The 16,500-nt window shown below is 70.1% G+C and carries 15 protein-coding genes; 7 read left to right on the forward strand and 8 right to left on the reverse strand.

Features of this window, described 5'->3' with window-relative positions:
• Nucleotides 1-42 precede the first annotated feature (42 nt).
• Both IF78_RS0136235 and IF78_RS0136240 read left to right on the forward strand, forming a co-directional pair.
• The gene (locus IF78_RS0136235; RefSeq protein ID WP_019756158.1) at nucleotides 43-330 is read left to right on the forward strand and encodes a YiaA/YiaB family inner membrane protein; all 288 of its coding nucleotides are present in this window, start codon (nucleotides 43-45) and stop codon (nucleotides 328-330) included.
• Between the two features lie 110 nt (nucleotides 331-440).
• Nucleotides 441-1,064, forward strand: coding sequence for a TetR/AcrR family transcriptional regulator (locus IF78_RS0136240; RefSeq protein WP_031486969.1), 624 nt, complete (start codon nucleotides 441-443; stop codon nucleotides 1,062-1,064).
• 61 nt (nucleotides 1,065-1,125) lie between these two features.
• Here IF78_RS0136240 and IF78_RS0136245 read toward each other — a convergent pair whose 3' ends face one another.
• Nucleotides 1,126-1,587 carry a MaoC family dehydratase gene (locus tag IF78_RS0136245; protein ID WP_031486970.1) on the reverse strand — a complete coding sequence of 154 codons (462 nt, stop codon included), beginning with the start codon at nucleotides 1,585-1,587 and terminating at the stop codon, nucleotides 1,126-1,128.
• Between the two features lie 119 nt (nucleotides 1,588-1,706).
• On the opposite strand from IF78_RS0136245, the gene soxR reads away from it, so the two are divergent.
• Nucleotides 1,707-2,213, forward strand: coding sequence for a redox-sensitive transcriptional activator SoxR (gene soxR / locus IF78_RS0136250; protein WP_031486971.1), 507 nt, complete (start codon nucleotides 1,707-1,709; stop codon nucleotides 2,211-2,213).
• An 85-nt stretch (nucleotides 2,214-2,298) separates the two neighbouring features.
• Here soxR and IF78_RS0136255 read toward each other — a convergent pair whose 3' ends face one another.
• The 3 genes from IF78_RS0136255 to IF78_RS0136265 form a co-directional block, all read right to left on the reverse strand.
• The gene (locus IF78_RS0136255; RefSeq protein ID WP_031486972.1) at nucleotides 2,299-3,366 is read right to left on the reverse strand and encodes an RNA ligase (ATP); all 1,068 of its coding nucleotides are present in this window, start codon (nucleotides 3,364-3,366) and stop codon (nucleotides 2,299-2,301) included.
• Nucleotides 3,367-3,485: 119 nt separating this feature from the next.
• Entirely contained in the window at nucleotides 3,486-4,214 is a 729-nt protein-coding gene (locus IF78_RS0136260) for a 3-keto-5-aminohexanoate cleavage protein (RefSeq protein WP_031486973.1), read from the reverse strand.
• A gap of 111 nt (nucleotides 4,215-4,325) precedes the next feature.
• Nucleotides 4,326-4,931 carry a hypothetical protein gene (locus IF78_RS0136265; protein WP_031486974.1) on the reverse strand — a complete coding sequence of 202 codons (606 nt, stop codon included), beginning with the start codon at nucleotides 4,929-4,931 and terminating at the stop codon, nucleotides 4,326-4,328.
• 255 nt (nucleotides 4,932-5,186) lie between these two features.
• Between IF78_RS0136265 and IF78_RS0136270 the strand changes: the two genes are divergently transcribed.
• On the forward strand, nucleotides 5,187-7,985 hold the full coding sequence (locus IF78_RS0136270; RefSeq protein ID WP_031486975.1) for a penicillin acylase family protein: 2,799 nt from the start codon (nucleotides 5,187-5,189) through the stop codon (nucleotides 7,983-7,985).
• 47 nt (nucleotides 7,986-8,032) lie between these two features.
• Here the strand turns inward: IF78_RS0136270 and IF78_RS0136275 are convergent, their stop codons facing one another.
• The gene (locus IF78_RS0136275; RefSeq protein ID WP_031486976.1) at nucleotides 8,033-9,361 is read right to left on the reverse strand and encodes a hypothetical protein; all 1,329 of its coding nucleotides are present in this window, start codon (nucleotides 9,359-9,361) and stop codon (nucleotides 8,033-8,035) included.
• Nucleotides 9,362-9,458: 97 nt separating this feature from the next.
• A complete protein-coding gene (locus tag IF78_RS0136280; protein ID WP_031486977.1) occupies nucleotides 9,459-10,691 on the reverse strand; it encodes an exo-beta-N-acetylmuramidase NamZ family protein in 1,233 nt (410 codons plus the stop codon).
• Nucleotides 10,692-10,849: 158 nt separating this feature from the next.
• Between IF78_RS0136280 and IF78_RS0136285 the strand changes: the two genes are divergently transcribed.
• Genes IF78_RS0136285 through IF78_RS0136295 form a run of 3 tightly spaced genes read left to right on the forward strand, consistent with a single transcriptional unit; the run spans nucleotide 10,850 to nucleotide 13,920 of the window.
• Complete coding sequence (locus IF78_RS0136285; RefSeq protein ID WP_031486978.1) at nucleotides 10,850-11,623, forward strand: SDR family oxidoreductase; 774 nt, start codon at nucleotides 10,850-10,852, stop codon at nucleotides 11,621-11,623.
• On the forward strand, nucleotides 11,620-13,287 hold the full coding sequence (locus IF78_RS0136290) for a class I adenylate-forming enzyme family protein (RefSeq protein ID WP_031486979.1): 1,668 nt from the start codon (nucleotides 11,620-11,622) through the stop codon (nucleotides 13,285-13,287). Before IF78_RS0136285 ends, IF78_RS0136290 begins: the two co-directional genes overlap by 4 nt.
• Nucleotides 13,288-13,326: 39 nt before the next feature.
• Nucleotides 13,327-13,920, forward strand: a complete 594-nt coding sequence (locus IF78_RS0136295; RefSeq protein WP_031486980.1) for a TetR/AcrR family transcriptional regulator — start codon at nucleotides 13,327-13,329, stop codon at nucleotides 13,918-13,920.
• A 259-nt stretch (nucleotides 13,921-14,179) separates the two neighbouring features.
• Here IF78_RS0136295 and IF78_RS0136300 read toward each other — a convergent pair whose 3' ends face one another.
• A complete protein-coding gene (locus IF78_RS0136300; RefSeq protein WP_031486981.1) occupies nucleotides 14,180-15,394 on the reverse strand; it encodes an acyl-CoA dehydrogenase in 1,215 nt (404 codons plus the stop codon).
• Between the two features lie 5 nt (nucleotides 15,395-15,399).
• On the reverse strand, nucleotides 15,400-16,434 hold the full coding sequence (locus IF78_RS0136305) for a phosphotransferase family protein (RefSeq protein WP_031486982.1): 1,035 nt from the start codon (nucleotides 16,432-16,434) through the stop codon (nucleotides 15,400-15,402).
• Nucleotides 16,435-16,500: the final 66 nt, after the last annotated feature.

Consider the following 16,500-nt stretch of genomic DNA (forward strand, 5'->3'; position numbering starts at 1 on the left):
CGGCGGATGTGCCGGGTGCCGCCGCAGCCGACCCTGTTCCCCATGAGTGACACACCGGTCAAGCAGCAGAGCACGGCGGCGTTCTACGGTCAGGCCGTGGCCTCCTTCGCGGTAGCCATGGCCGCCACCGGCATCGGTATCTATCAGCTGAACGCCGACGCCTGGGTGCGCGGGTTTCTCGCCATCGCCGTCCTTTATCTGGTCACCTCGGCGTTCACCCTGGCCAAGGTCATCCGGGACCGCCAGGAGGCGGGGCAGATCGTCAGCCGGGTCGACCAGGCACGGCTGGAGAAGCTGCTCGCGGAACACGACCCCTTCGAGAAGATCTGACCGACTTCGGACGGATCTGACCGACCCCCCCCTCCGGCCCGGCTCGCTAAGCGCTCGCTCAGCATCGGCGGTATGGTGGTGGTTCGGTCAGCGAGAGGGGCGAGTGAGCGATGAGTACGGCGGAGGAGACGGCCGGCGGCGAGACGTCGGCGTGGGGTGAGGTCACGCCCGACGCGGCCCGGCGGCTGCTGATCGCCGCCGTGGAGGCCTTCGCCGAGCGCGGCTACCACGCCACGACGACCCGTGACATCGCGGGTCGCGCCGGCATGAGCCCGGCCGCGCTCTACATCCACTACAAGACCAAGGAAGAGCTCCTCCACCGCATCAGCAGGATCGGCCACGAGAAGGCCCTCGACATCCTGCGGACCGCGGCCCGCCGCGAGGGCACCCCGGCCGAGCGGCTCGCCGACGCCGTCAGCTCCTTCGTCCGCTGGCACGCCGGGGGGCGCACCACTGCCCGCGTCGTGCAGTACGAACTCGACTCCCTCGGCCCCGACGCCCGCGCCGAGATCCTCGCGCTGCGCCGGCAGTGCGACGCCGAGGTGCGCGCGATCATCGAGGACGGCGTGGCGGCCGGTGACTTCGACGTACTGGACGTGAAGGGCACGACCCTCGCCGTCCTGTCGCTCTGCATCGACGTTGCCCGCTGGTTCAACGTCGACGGCCCGTGGACGCCCGACGAGGTCGGCGCGCTCTACGCCGACCTCGTGCTGCGGATGGTGGGGGCGAAGTAGCCCCCGCCCGGCCTCGGAGGCGATCCGGTCCGGAGGCGGCCCGGTCCGGAGGCGGTCCGGCTCAGAGGTAGTAGCGGGCCACCGACTCGGCGACGCACACCGGCTTGTCACCGCCCTCGCGCTCCACGGTGAAGGCGACGGCCACCTGGATGCCGCCCGCCACATCCTCGACGCCGGTGATGGTGGCGGTGGCGCGCAGTCGCGAACCGACCGGCACCGGTGCGGGGAAGCGGACCTTGTTCGTTCCGTAGTTGACGCCCATCTTCACGCCTTCGACCTTGATGAGCTGAGGGCCGAAGAGCGGAAGCAGCGACAGCGTGAGATACCCGTGGGCGATGGTGGTCCCGAAGGGCCCCGCGGCGGCCTTCTCCGGATCGATGTGGATCCACTGGTGGTCACCGGTGGCCTCCGCGAACAGATCGATCCGCTTCTGGTCGACCTCCAGCCAGTCCGTGTACCCCAGCTGCTCACCCACCGCCGCCTTCAGGTCGTCGGCGAACGTGAAGATCCTCGGTTCTGCCATGTCCCGGCCTCTCGCGTCGCGTATCTCAAAGGAACCATGCCTAAGCAACTGCTTAGCATGCTAGCGCGGGAAGCTCCTGTCAACGGACCGGCACGGTGACGGGTAGGTAGGTTTGTCGCGTGCCCCAGATCCCCGAGAAGATCCACGAGCTCACGGTCGGCCAGCTCGCCGCCCGTAGCGGCGCCGCCGTCTCCGCCCTGCACTTCTACGAGTCCAAGGGATTGATCAGCAGCCGCCGCACCTCCGGCAACCAGCGCCGCTACACCCGTGACACCCTGCGACGGGTCGCCTTCGTCCGCGCCGCGCAACGCGTGGGCATCCCCCTGGCCACGATCCGCGACGCCCTCGCCGAACTGCCCGAGGAACGCACCCCCACGCACGAGGACTGGTCACGTCTGTCGGAGGCCTGGCGCGCGGAGTTGGACGAACGCATACAGCAACTGAACCGCCTCCGCGACCACTTGACCGACTGCATCGGCTGCGGCTGCCTCTCCCTGGACACCTGCGTCCTGTCCAACCCGGACGATGTCTTCGGCGAACGGCTCACGGGGTCCCGCCTGATGGTGGAACAAGGGGGAGGCGGACGGAAGGTGAGGGGCGCCGACAGGGGGAAAAGGCAGGGGTAGGAGGCGGAGGGGCACTGAGGGTGTACTGCCGTAGCACCTCGCCCCGACGCCCGTGCCGCTCCCGCCCGGCCGGCGGAGCCACGCGTCACTCGTACTCGGTCCCACCCTTCCGCGTCAGATACGCCGGACTGACCGCCTTGGCGATCGCCCGCCCCCCGGTCACCGCGCTGTACCGCTCAACGGCCGGACGGATCACCACGCCCTCCCGCAGATGCAACCCCCGCCCGGACACGGTCTCCCGCCCGCTCGCAACCTCAAGCACCCGCTCGATGTCGAACGGCCCTTCGAACAGCCGTGGCACCAAAGGCAGTTCCCCCTGGAGCACCTCAGCCGCATCCAGCCACCGCACCTGCCCGTCGATCTCCGCGGACACGTCGAACGCGGCGTACCCCAAGCTCTCCCTACGCCCGTCGGCCCCGTACGTCAGGTCCTGCACCCCCGCCCCGAACACCTCCCCGAAGATCCCGACCCGCCGGGCCCCGAGCCGCTCGGCGACCCGAGCCGCCGCCTCGGCGACACCGTGCCCCCGCACCGCCCGCCAGTACAGGTTCCGCGCCTCCTCCTTCAGTGCCAGCGACTTCGCCCCGAAGCCCTTGGAGGACACGTACACCCGCTCCTCGTCGGCGACATACGTCAACAGGCACGCCGACCCGTGCAGCTTCTCGGTCAGCACCACCGGCTCGCCCGGCGTGAAGATGTCCGGATACCGCTGGATGTTCTCGATGTCGACCCACGGCAGCAGATCCGGCGCCGACTCCACGTCACCGGACATGGTGGGCGGTATCGGCGGCACCCACTTGGTGATCCCCAGCCGCTCGGCGAAGTCGGTGCCCTCCACCACCGCCCGCGCCAGATCCACGCCGTCCAGCGCCTTGGGGCGGCACACGATCCCCTGCGACAACTCGCCGCGCAGCCGCACCGCCTTGACCCGGTCGGCCCCGCTCCCCGCCAGCCGCCCGGTCAGCCCCAGCTCCTCGATCAGCTCGGCCGGCAGCACGGACTGCTCGGGGATGTACACGGCGGCCTCACCGGTGCGGTACGCGCCCTTGGCGACGACGGCCCGGTACAGGCCCACCTGGGCCAGTTCGAGGGCGTCGGCATTCGGATGCTCGTGGACGGTCAGCACTTCGGCGGTGACGCGCAGCGTCGACATCAGGGGCTCCTTCAAGGGCTCGGGTTGCGTTTCATCGCCCCCAACTGTCCGTACGGGAAAGGGCTGGAGCGACCGGTTTACCCGCTGGTATCGTCGCGATCTTCGGCTCTCGCCCTGCCCTACGACGAGCGCTGGGCCCACCCGTACTGGTTCAACCCCTCGGCCACCAACTGAGCGTTGGACAGGGCACCTTCCCCGTCCGGCAGGACCAGCGTGTCCTCCAGTCCGATGCGCGTCGCCAGCCCCAGTCGCCCCGCCAGCCGCAGCACCGGCCAGGCACCCCCGTCCTGCCCGTGCAGCAGTACCGGACGGCCGAACGCCGAGCCCAGCTCGGCCAGGAGGGCGCGCGCGGTCTCCTCGGCGGTCTCCGCCGACGTGTCCGTCACCTCCGCCAGCACCCGCAGCACCTTCGGCGCCGACGGGGAGGCGGCGAACCGTGCCGCGCCGTCCGTGCCGGACCAGATGCCGGCCTCGACGCCGACGCCTCGCTCGATCAGCGCCGCGGCCACGTCCTCGGCGCCCTCCTCGTGCCAGTTGACCGAGGCGTGGTCCGGCAGCACGGTCCAGCTCCGTACGCGCTCCAGCCGAGCCACCGGATCGGGTTCCGCCCAGGCGCCCGTGGTCACCCCGACCGGCACCGGCACCCGGGCCCGTATCGCCTCGAGCACCGGCGCGAGCACGCGCGGCGACAGACTGTCCTGCCCGCAGGGGGTCTTCGGGTGGACATGGATGTCCGTGGCCCCGGCCGCGACGGCAGCGGCGGCGGACTCAGCCATCGCCTCCGGTGACAGAGGCACCCGCGCACCGTCGCCCGCTCCTCGGGGCCCGTTCAGACACACCTGGATCATGTCCCGATCGTGCCAGTCACCACTGACAACGGCGGACGCCGGACAGGGAACCGCCAGTGAACGGAACCTTCGGCAAGGGGGGTGCGGCATCCCCGGCGCACCCCCGTCGTACTAGGCGGACATCAGCAGTCGCCGTTCACGCCGCGACGCCGCCAGCGCTTCGGGCGTGAGAACCGGACGCGGCACCACGATTCCGCAGTCCGTGCAGACCGGACCCGACGACGGTTCATGGGCCAGGTCGTACTTCCAGATCAGCCGGTCCCCGCCGCACACCGGGCACTCCGAGCCCGGTTCGCGCTCCAGCGCGGAGATCAGCCGGCGCAGCACCTCGGCCAGCGGTTCATGCGGGTGGACCCGGGGGTTGTCGCACCAGGCGACTCCGAAGCCGCCCCAGGTCAGCCGGTGCCAGTCGTCCACGCTGCCCGGCCTGCGCAGTCCGTCGTGCTTCTCCTTCTTGCGCCGCTCGGCGAACTCGACCTCGTAGGCCAGCCAGACCGAACGCGCCTCTTCCAGCTCGTCCAACGCGGCCACGAGCCGCGCAGGATCGGGGGACCGGTCCTCCGGACCGAATCCCGCCCGGGAGCACAAGTGGTCCCAGGTCGCCCTGTGCCCGTAAGGAGCGAACCGCTCAAGGCACTTACGCAGCGAGTAGCGCCGTAGCGCCAGATCGCACCGTGCGTCGCGCACCTGTCTCGCCAGACTCCGGAAACCGGCCATCGCCCTGCACCTCCGTCACACCTGCACCTGTACTTCGGTCACTTCGGCGTCGTCGCACGGACTTCGCGCGACGTTGACGAGTAGACGTATCGACAAGCGATTCGGCTCCATCCGATTTCCGATGACCTCCATAGCGCGTCCTGGTGACTCCGTAGCCGGCCCATATGACTCCAAAAAAATTGACGCATGTTCATCTTCAATCCCGGGGATACCGCCGGTAACACTCTCGGCCCACCCTCGTCGGTAGGAGCTGCCATGCCACGGCGCCACTCCCGCAACGCCCCGGACAGACTGAGAACTCCCGGCAGATTCCCCGGGTTCCTGAAGACCGCATCCGTATGCGTGTTGATTGCCGGTCTTTTGTCGCCACTTTCCCAAGCGGTGACCGCGACCGAGGCGGTCGCGGCCGAGGTCACGGCCGCGACCGACCACTGCGGGAACCAGTGCTCCGACATCCTGCCGCCGGGCCAGAACGGCAACGCCACGCTGGCCCAGATCCTGCTCAACCAGGCCTTCGGAAGCATGCCGGAACACGCCTCCGACCAGCTGGGCCCCTACGCCAACCTGGCCACCGGCTACTCCGGCCTCACCAACGCGACGATCACCAACTTCTTCAACGACGCCTCGTTCGGCGTTCCTTCCGATCAAGTCGCCTCCACCGTGAAACCCGCCGGACGCAGCGACGTGACGATCGTTCGGGACAAGAAGACGGGTGTGCCGCACATCACCGGTACCACCAGATACGGCACGGAGTTCGGCGCCGGCTATGCGGCCGCCCAGGACCGGCTGTGGCTGATGGACGTCTTCCGGCACGTCGGACGCGGTCAGCTGACCTCCTTCGCGGGCGGTGCGCCTTCCAACCAGGGCCTTGAGCAGCAGTTCTGGCGCAACGCGCCGTACACCGAGGCCGATCTGCAGGCCCAGATCGACAACGCCGTCGCCTCGAACGGTGAACGCGGGCAGCAGGCCCTCGCCGACGCAAAGGCGTATCTGGACGGCATCAACGCGTATATCGACGCATCCGACAGTGGCCGCTACTTCCCCGGCGAGTACGTCCTGACCGGCCACAAGGACTCCGTCACCAACGCCGGCACCATCGAACACTTCAAGATCACCGACCTGGTCGCGCTGGGTTCGGTCATCGGCGCCCTGTTCGGCTCCGGAGGCGGTGGCGAGGTCAACAACGCGATCTCCCTCCTGGCCGCCCAGGAGAAGTACGGCGTGGTCGAGGGCACCGAGCTGTGGGAGTCGTTCCGCGAGCGCAACGACCCCGAGGCGGTCGTCACCGTCCACGACAAGAGCTTCCCGTACGCCTCCAAGCCGGCCGACCCGCAGGGCGAGGCCCTGCCCGACGCCGGCTCGGTGACCGAGGAGCAACTCGTGTACGACCGTACGGGCAGCGCGGCCGGATCCGCCGCGACCGGCGCCTCGACGACCGCCGCCCGGACCGCCATGACCTCGGCCAAGCGCGGCATGTCCAACGCCCTCGTCGTCAGCGGCGAGCACACCGCGAGCGGCCATCCGGTCGCCGTCTTCGGCCCGCAGACCGGATACTTCGCGCCCCAGCTCCTCCTGCTCCAGGAGATCCAGGGCCCGGGCATCAGCGCCCGCGGCGCCTCCTTCGCCGGCCTCAGCATGTACGTCGAGCTGGGCCGCGGCCAGGACTACTCGTGGAGCGCCACGACCTCCGGCCAGGACATCATCGACACCTACGCCGTCGAGCTGTGCCAGGACGACCACCACTACCTCTACCGCGGCACCTGCACGGCGATGGAGAAGGTCGAGCAGAAGAACGCCTGGAAGCCGACGACCGCCGACAGCACCCCCGAGGGCTCGTACACGATGCGGGTCTGGCGGACGAAGTACGGTCCCGTGACGCACCGCGCGACGGTCGGCGGCAAGAAGGTCGCGTACACCACCCTGCGCTCGTCCTTCATGCACGAGGCCGACTCGATCATCGGCTTCCAGATGCTGAACGACCCGGACTACGTCAAGGGCCCGGAGGACTTCCAGAAGGCGGTGCAGCACATCAACTACACGTTCAACTGGTTCTACGTCGACTCCGAGCACACCGCCTACTACAACAGCGGCGACAACCCGGTGCGGGCGTCCGGCGTCGACGCGGAGTTCCCGGTCTGGGCGCAGCCGGCGTACGAGTGGCGGGGCTGGGACCCGGTGACGAACACGGCGCAGTACACCCCGCCCTCGGCCCACCCCAACTCCGTCGACCAGGACTACTACATCTCCTGGAACAACAAGCAGGCCAAGGACTACACCACCGCCCCCTGGGGCGACGGCTCGGTCCACCGCGGCAACCTGCTGGAGAACCGGGTGCGGAAGCTGGTCGACGCGGGCGGTGTGACCAGGGCCTCGCTGGTCAAGGCGATGGCCGACGCGGGCCTCGCCGACCTGCGGGCCGAGGACGTGGTGCCGGACCTGCTCAAGGTCGTGGGCGGTTCCCCGGTGACCGACTCCACGGTCGCCGCGGCGGTGAGCAAGCTGCGGACGTGGCTGTCGGCGGGCGGCAAGCGCACCGAGACGTCGGCCGGTTCGAAGACGTACGCCCACGCCGACGCGATCCGCATCCTGGACGCGTGGTGGCCGCTGCTGGTCAAGGCCGAGTTCGAACCGGGCCTCGGCAGCGAGCTGTACACCGCGATGACGAACAACCTGCCCATCGACGAGTCCCCGTCCGCCGCCCACGGCCCGACCGGCTCGCACGCCGGAAGCTCCTTCCAGTACGGCTGGTGGAGCTATGTCGACAAGGACATCCGGGCCGTGCTCGGTGAGTCGGTACAGGGCCCGCTCGACCGCGAGTACTGCGGTGGCGGCAGCCTCAGCGCCTGCCGGGACATACTGATCAGCACCCTGAAGGAAGCGGCCGGCAAGACCGCGGCCCAGGTCTACCCCGGGGACGACCAGTGCTCGGCGGGTGACCAGTGGTGCGCCGACTCGATCGCCCAGCGCACCCTGGGCGGCATCAAGCACGGCAGGATCAGCTGGCAGAACCGGCCGACGTACCAGCAGGTCGTGGAGTTCACGTCACATCGGTGACGGGGCAGTGACCGGTCACGCGTGACAGGTCGGTATCCGGCGGCGGGTCACTTGATGCGGCCCGCCGCCAACACGAGCTGCGCGAGTTCCCGGTGCACGATGTCGCCGTGCGCCCCCGCCGGCGGCCCGCCACGCCTGACCACCGCCCCCGCGTCGACGTTCACACACCCCGAGGCCGGCAGCGTCGCCTTCAGCGCGTCAGCCAGCTTCAGCGACTTCGTCCCGGGCACCGCCTGCACTCCGTCGTGCCCCATCGCACCCCACTTGGCGCCCAGCATCCGGCCGATGTCCAAAGCGGCGACCCCTCGTGCATCCCCCGCCATACGGGAGGCCAGCGGGTACATCGTGGACAGCGCCGAGTCGTGCCGCGAGTAGCAGCACACCAGCGGTCCGTCGATACGGTTGTGCTGGCCCTCCAGCACACCGCCCGCACGGGCGTCGTGCGGCAGCCGGGACGCGAACGCGTAGTGCGAGAAGGCGCCTTGGAGCAGGGTCACGGACTTCACCGTGCGCACGCCCTTCGGCAGCCCGCGCAACGCGAACGACACCAGCCGCGCGCCGAAGCTGTGCCCCACGAGATGCACCCGCACCTCGGGCTCCCGCGCGGCCAGTTGCCCGATCACCGGGCCGAGTCCGCGCTCACCGACCGTCCCCGCGCGCCGCTTCATGGCGTAGTACGTCGCCTGCCGCAGCAGCTCGTGCGCGCCCTCCCACGGGTTCGGCAACGAGAAGGAGGCCGCGCCGTCCGGCACCCCGCCGGACGCCTCCAACTGCGTCAGCGCCTGGCCGAACTCCTCGCACACGGCCGCGACGGATCCCGAGAGCATGTCCGGCGAGTCCTGCGGCACCCCCTCGCACAGCGTGTCCGCCGCGAACAGCGCCTGCGGCCCCGGCGGCACCACGTCCACCAGCATCCGCACCAGCCGCCCGAACTCCTCCAACTCGGCCTCCTCGCGCGGCTGCTGGTCCAGCATCCGCGCGATCTGGTCGATCACGGTCGCCCGCCCCGGGAACGTCTCCAGCAGGGCGTGCCGCGTGTCCTTGTCGAGCGCCGGCCGACGGGGCATATCCGCCGCGACGGCCCGCGGAAAGTCCGGGATCGGCTCGTCCGAGAACCGCATCGACGGCCAGACCACGCCCACGAACCCGACCTTCGCCTTCGGTACGAGGCGGGGGACCGGCGAGAAGAACCCGTCGTACAGCCGGGTCGCCCCCGAGCGGTCGTTGTTCCAGCCGTGCGCGAAGACGATCAGATCACGGACCTCGTGCCGCGCCACGCCGGCCAGCAGCCGGTCCCGCCTGCCGGCGTCCGGATCGCCGTCCGCGTCGAAGGTCAGCTCCCAGTAGGGAGTCACGCTCACTGCCGGATCCGCCATGTCAGGCTCCCTCAGCCCCCGATTGTGGTGCGATACGGGCGCATCGTCCTGCCGACGGGCGGGAATGGCCATACGTCGTCACCCATCAGTGAGGCGCTCATTTGTACAGCAGGTACTTCCCACGCATCCGCCGGAACGCCGCCAGCTCCTGCTGCCAGCCCGCCACCACCTCGTCGGCACTCGCTCCCGCGTCGATCATCGTGCGCACCCGGGTGGAGCCGGTGAGCTTGTCGATCCAGTTGTCCGCTCGCCAACTGAAGCCGCTCCAGACCTTCTTGGCGGTCACCAGCAGGGCGATTCCGGTGCGGACCGGGTCGTACGCGGTGCGGTCGTGGACGTGGATCTGTACGCCGCCGATGGTCTTGCCCTGGAACTTCGAGAAGGTGGGAGCGAAGTAGGCCTCCCTGAAGTGCACGCCGGGCAGGCCGAGTTGGTTGGCCTCGTCGGCCCAGCGTCCGTCGATGCCCTCCGCGCCCAGCAGTTCGAAGGGGCGGGTGGTGCCGCGGCCCTCCGAGAGGTTCGTGCCCTCGAAGAGACAGCTGCCGGAGTACACGAGGGCGGTGTCCGGGGTGGGCATGTTCGGGCTGGGCGGCACCCAGGGCAGGCCCGAGGCGTCGAAGAAGTCGGATCGCCGCCAGCCCGTCATCCGTACGGTCTCCAGGGGGACCGGGGTGGTGAGGAACTCCCCGTTGAACAGCCGCGCCAGCTCGGCGACCGTCATGCCGTGCGCCTGCGAGACGGGCTCCCGGCCCACGAAGGTGGCGAACTCCTTGTGCAGGACCGGTCCTTGGGCCGCTCGTCCGGTCACCGGGTTGGGGCGGTCGAGGACCACGAAGCGTTTGCCGGCCAGCCGGGCCGCCTCCATGCAGTCGTAGAGGGTCCAGATGTAGGTGTAGAAGCGGGCGCCCACGTCCTGGATGTCGAAGACGACCGTGTCGACGCCGGAGGCGGTGAAGATGTCGGCGAGGGGCTGACCGCTCTTGAGGTACGTGTCGTAGACGGGGAGGCCGGTCGCGGGGTCGTCGTAGCGGCCTTCTGAGCCGCCTGCCTGGGCGGTGCCGCGGAAGCCGTGTTCGGGGCCGAAGACGGCCCCCAGGTTCACCCTTTCGTCGGCGTGCATGACGTCTACGATGTGGCGGACGTCTCGGGTGACGCCGGTGGGGTTGGTGACGATGCCGACGCGCTGGCCGCGCAAGGGGGCGTATCCGGTGTTGGCGAGATTCTCGAAACCCGTGCGCATGCGGCGCTCGGCCGCGTGTGCGGGGGAGGCCGCCGTGAGTGAGGTTGCTGCCGTTGTCGCTGCGAGTAGGGCTCGTCTGGATAGGCGCATGGGGGGCACGGTATTGCTCCCGCAGGTTGTGTGGAAGGTGCCGGTAAGTCGTGGCTTGTCGCGCAGTTCCCCGCGCCCCTGGGTGGGTGACCGCACCCCTTCCTTGATACATACCGACCGGTTAGTCTGGCCAGTAAGAGCCGCAGCGAAGGAGACCGATGGTGGAAGCCGTGCAGGGTGCCGGAGTCGTCGTTACCGGGGCTGGGGGTGGCATCGGAGCGGCCCTTGCCCGGCGCTTCGCCGCCGAGGGAGCTCGCGTCGTCGTCAACGATCTGGATGCCAGGAAGGCCGAGGCGGTCGCCGACGAGATCGGGGGCATCGCAGTCCCCGGTGACGCCTCCGCCATCGTCACCGACGCCCGGGCCGCGCTCGGCGGCACCGTCGACGTCTACTGCGCCAATGCCGGTGTCGCCTTCGGCGGTCCGGACGTAACCGATCTCGGCGACGAGAAAGCCTGGTCGCTGTCCTGGGACGTCAACGTCATGGCCCACGTCCGTGCGGCGCACGCCCTGCTTCCCGACTGGCTCGAGCGTGGCAGCGGGCGGTTCGTCTCCACCGTCTCCGCCGCCGGGCTGCTCACCATGATCGGTGCCGCGCCCTACGCCGTCACCAAGCACGGCGCGTACGCCTTCGCCGAGTACCTCTCGCTGACGTACCGGCACCGGGGGATCAAGGTGCACGCCATCTGCCCGCAGGGTGTCCGCACCGACATGCTCGACGCCACCGGCGCCGCCGGTGACCTGGTGCTCAAGCCCACCGCCATCGCGCCGGAGGACGTGGCGGACGCCCTGTTCAAGGGGATGGAGGAGGACCGGTTCCTGATCCTGCCGCACCCCGAGGTCGCCGGCTTCTACCAGGCGCGGGCCGGGGAGCCCGACCGCTGGCTGGCCGGCATGAACCACATCCAGCAGAAGTGGGAGGCAACCCGGTGACCGACACTTCCCGTTACGCCGCCAAGCCCTGGCTGGCCCTGCTCGGCGACGCCCAGCGCGCCCCCATTGACCCCGAGGACTCGCTCGTGCACGCCCTGCGCCGGGCCGCCGCCGCGACCCCGGAGCGCGTCTTCCTCGCCTACTTCGACGGCCGCCTCACCTACCGCGAGGTCGACGAGCTCAGCGACTCCGTCGCCGGGCATCTCGCCGCCCGTGGCCTGGAGCGCGGCGACCGGGTGGCGATCCTGCTGCAGAACTCCCCGCACTTCGTGCTCGCCCTGCTCGGTGCCTGGAAGGCGGGCGCGGTCGTCGTGCCCGTCAACCCGATGTACAAGTCGGGGGAGGTCGGTCACGTCCTGCGGGACGGTGAGGTGGCCGCGCTGATCTGTTCCGACCGGGCCTGGGAGTCGTATCTGCGCGAGACGGCGGCCGACTCGCCGGTGCGGATCGTGCTCACCGGGTGCGAGTTGGATTTCCAGACTCGCGACGACGCGCGCGTGCTGTCGTTCGAGCGACTCCCGCAGGCCGACGACGCCGAAGACCTGGCGGCCGTCGCCCGCGCCGGACACAAGGCGCCCGCGGGACGCGACGCGGGCCCCGCCGACATCGCACTGATCAGCTACACCTCCGGGACCAGCGGCACGCCCAAGGGTGCCACCAACACGCACGGCAACATCATGTACAACGCCGAGCGGCAGCGGACCGGACTGGAACTGCCCGAGGCGCCCGTCTACTTCGCGCTGGCGCCCCTGTTCCACATCACCGGGATGGTCTGCCAGCTCGGCGCCTGTCTCGACAGCGCGGGGACCCTCGTGCTGGCGTACCGGTTCGAGGCGGGAGTCGTGCTCGACGCGTTCGCCGAGCACGGGCCGCACTACACCGTCGGCCCGTCGACCGCCTTCATGGCGCTGGCCGCCCACCCTGACGTCACCCGCGACCACTTCGCCTCGTTCCGGATGATCTCCTCCGGCGGCGCCCCGCTGCCGCCCGCCCTGGTGGAGAAGTTCCGGGCCGGCTTCGGGCTGTACATCCGCAACGGTTACGGCCTCACCGAGTGCACCGCCCCCTGCGCCTCCGTCCCACCCGGCCTGGAGGCACCCGTCGACCCGGTCTCCGGGACGCTCGCCGTGGGCCTGCCGGGCCCCGAGACGGTCGTACGGATCGTCGACGAGCAGGGCCAGGAGGTCCCCTTCGGCGAACAGGGCGAGATCGTCGTACGCGGGCCGCAGGTCGTCCCCGGATACTGGCGGCGCCCCGAGGCCACCGCCGAGACCTTCCCCGACGGCGAGCTGCGCACCGGCGACATCGGCTTCATGGACGCCGACGGCTGGCTGTACGTCGTCGACCGCAAGAAGGACATGATCAACGCGTCCGGCTTCAAGGTGTGGCCGCGCGAGGTCGAGGACGTGCTCTACACCCACCCGGCGGTGCGCGAGGCGGCCGTCGTGGGGGTACCCGACGGGTACCGCGGGGAGACCGTCAAGGCGTACATCAGCCTCCGTCCGGGTGCGGAAACGGACCCCGACGCACTCGCCGCGTACTGCGAGGAGAGACTGGCCGCCTACAAATATCCGCGGCAGGTGGAGATCCTGCCCGACTTGCCCAAGACGGCAAGTGGGAAGATCCTCCGTCGGGAACTTCGTTCTCGCGTGAACGAAGCCTAGACAGCAAGCAGATATCTCGGAAGGGCAGGTGGCGGCACAGTGGCCAGGACGACGGACGGAGACGGTACGCCCGTCCCCCAGCGGCTGCTCGCCGCCGCCACCCGGCTCTTCGCCGAGCGGGGCTACGACCGCACCTCGGTGCAGGAGATCGTCGAGGCGGCCGGCGTCACCAAGGGGGCGCTGTACCACTACTTCGGCTCCAAGGACGACCTTCTGCACGAGGTGTACGCGCGCGTGCTGCGCGTTCAGCAGGAGCGTCTCGACGCCTTCGCGGACGCCGACGAGCCCATCGAGAAGCGGCTCAGAGGCGCGGCCGCCGACGTCGTCGTCACGACGATCGAGAACCTCGACGACGCGATGATCTTCTTCCGCTCCATGCACCACCTGAGCCCGGAGAAGAACAAGCAGGTGCGCGCCGAGCGCCGGCGCTACCACGAACGCTTCCGTGCGCTGATCGAGGAGGGCCAGGAGGCGGGCGTCTTCTCGAAGGCGACGCCGGCCGACCTGGTCGTCGACTACCACTTCGGGTCGGTCCACCATCTGTCGACGTGGTACCGCCCGGACGGCCCGATGAGCCCGCAGGAAGTCGCGGACCACTTGGCGGACTTGCTGCTGCGAGCGCTGCGTCCCTGACGGTCCAGGGGTTTCTCGCCCCCGCCGCCCCTACCCGTCCCATCCTGAAGGGGCTCCGCCCCTTCGACCCCGCCCCCAGGGGGCTCTGCCCCCTGGACCCCCGCTCCTCAAACGCCGGAGGGGCTGACTTAGCCCGTCCGGCGTTTGAGGACGAGGCCCCTTAAGGGCCGAAAGCGGGGGTCTGGGGGCCGCAGGCCCCCAGGGATGGGACGGGTAGGGGCGGCGGGGCGAAATCAACCCGCCCCCGCCCGAGGCCGCGTCACACGTACTTCTTCAACTCCCGCCGCGCCAGCGACCGCTGGTGCACCTCGTCGGGCCCGTCCGCGATCATCAGCGTCCGCGCGCTCGCGTACAGCTCGGCCAGCGGGAAGTCCTGGCTGACGCCGCCCGCGCCGTGCAGCTGGATCGCCCGGTCGATGATGTCGACGACCGCACGCGGCGTGGCGATCTTGATGGACTGGATCTCGGTGTGGGCGCCCTTGTTGCCGACGGTGTCCATCAGCCAGGCCGTCTTCAGCACCAGCAGCCGCAGCTGCTCGACCGTCACACGCGCGTCGGCGATCCAGTTGTGCACCACGCCCTGCTGGGCCAGCGCCTTGCCGAACGCCGTACGGGAGACGGCCCGCCGGCACATCAGCTCGATCGCCCGCTCCGCCATGCCGATCAGCCGCATGCAGTGGTGGATGCGGCCGGGGCCGAGCCGGGCCTGGGCGATGGCGAAGCCGCCGCCCTCCTCGCCGATGAGGTTGGACACCGGCACGCGCGCGTGGTCGAAGATCACCTCGGCGTGGCCGCCGTGGGAGTGGTCCTCGTAGCCGAAGACCTGCATGGCACGCTTGACGGTGACGCCCGGGGTGTCGCGGGGGACGAGGACCATCGACTGCTGACGGCGGATGTCGGCCCCGTCCGGGTCCGTCTTGCCCATCACGATGAAGATCTTGCAGTCCGGGTTCATCGCCCCGGAGATGTACCACTTGCGGCCGGTGATGACGTACTCGTCGCCGTCCCGCTCGATGTGGGTGGTGATGTTGGTGGCGTCGGAGGAGGCCACCTCCGGCTCCGTCATCGCGAACGCCGAGCGGATCTCACCGGCCAGCAGCGGCTCCAGCCACTGCTTCTTCTGCTGCTCGTCGCCGAACTGCGCCAGCACCTCCATGTTGCCGGTGTCCGGCGCCGCGCAGTTCGTGGCGGTGGGTGCCAGGTGCGGGGAGCGGCCGGTGATCTCGGCGAGCGGGGCGTACTGGAGGTTGGTGAGTCCGGCGCCGTGCTCGGCGTTGGGGAGGAAGAGGTTCCACAGGCCTTGCCTGCGGGCCTCCGCCTTGAGCTCCTCGACCACGGCAGGGGTGTCCCACGGGGACGCCAGCGCGGCCCGCTGCTCCTCCGCCACCGCCTCGGCCGGATAGACGTACTCGTCCATGAAGGCCAGGAGTTTGGCGCGCAGTTCCTCGGTGCGTGCGTCGAACGCGAAGTCCATGTCCGTCAGCCTTCCTGGGTGCCTTCTCGAAGAGTGGTCAGGCCGTGCTCGATGAAGAGCGGGACCAGGTCGCCGATGCGGTCGAAGCCGCGGCCGACCGTCTGGCCCAGCGTGTAGCGGTAGTGGATGCCCTCCAGGATCACCGCGAGTTTGAACCAGGCGAACGCCGTGTACCAGGAGACCGCGGACACGTCACGCCCCGAGCGCGCGGCGTACCGCTCGATCAGTTCGGCGGGGGCGGGGTGCCCGGCAGCCTCGGCGGTCGTGGAGACCGGGGAGTCAGCCATGCCCAGCGGCATGCTGTACATCACCAGCAGGCCCAGATCGGTGAGCGGGTCGCCGAGCGTCGACATCTCCCAGTCGAGGATCGCCTTGATCTTGTCGTCCTCGCCGATCAGGACGTTGTCGAGCCGGTAGTCGCCGTGCACGACGGCCGGGGCGGGGGAGGTGGGCAGCCGACGTCCGAGCGTCGCGTGCAGCTCGTCGATGCCGGCCAGTTCGCGGTTGCGCGAGGCGTCGAGCTGCTTGCCCCAGCGACGCAGCTGCCGGTCCAGGAAGCCCTCGGGGCGGCCGAAGTCCGCGAGACCCACCGACGCCGGGTCCACCGCGTGCAGCTCGACGAGCGTGTCCACCAGCGACAGCACCGCGTCCCGGGTGCGCTCCGGGCCGAGCGGGGCCAGCTGGTCGGCGGTGCGGTAGGGCGTGCCCTCGGCGAACTCCATGACGTAGAACGGCGCCCCGAGCACCTCCTCGTCCTCGCACAGCAGCACCGGTCGCGGCACAGGTACGTTCGTCGGGTGCAGCGCGCTGATGACCCGGTGCTCGCGCTTCATGTCGTGCGCCGTGGCGAGGACGTGGCCGAGCGGGGGCCGCCGTACGACCCACTTCGAGGTGCCGTCGGAGACCGCGTAGGTGAGGTTCGACCGTCCGCCCTCGATCAGCCTGCCGGTCAGCGGACCCTGGGCCAGGCCGGGCCGCTCGCGCTCGAGCAGGCCGCGCAGGCGGTCGAGATCGAGGCCGGGCGGATGGTCGGGGCTCATACGGGGCTCCTCAAGCAGGTGAACGGGACCAGACTCATGATGCCGACCAGTCGGTATGTCGTCCAG

The sequence above is a fragment of the Streptomyces bicolor genome, assembly GCF_000719285.1.
GTDB classification, from domain to species: domain Bacteria; phylum Actinomycetota; class Actinomycetes; order Streptomycetales; family Streptomycetaceae; genus Streptomyces; species Streptomyces bicolor.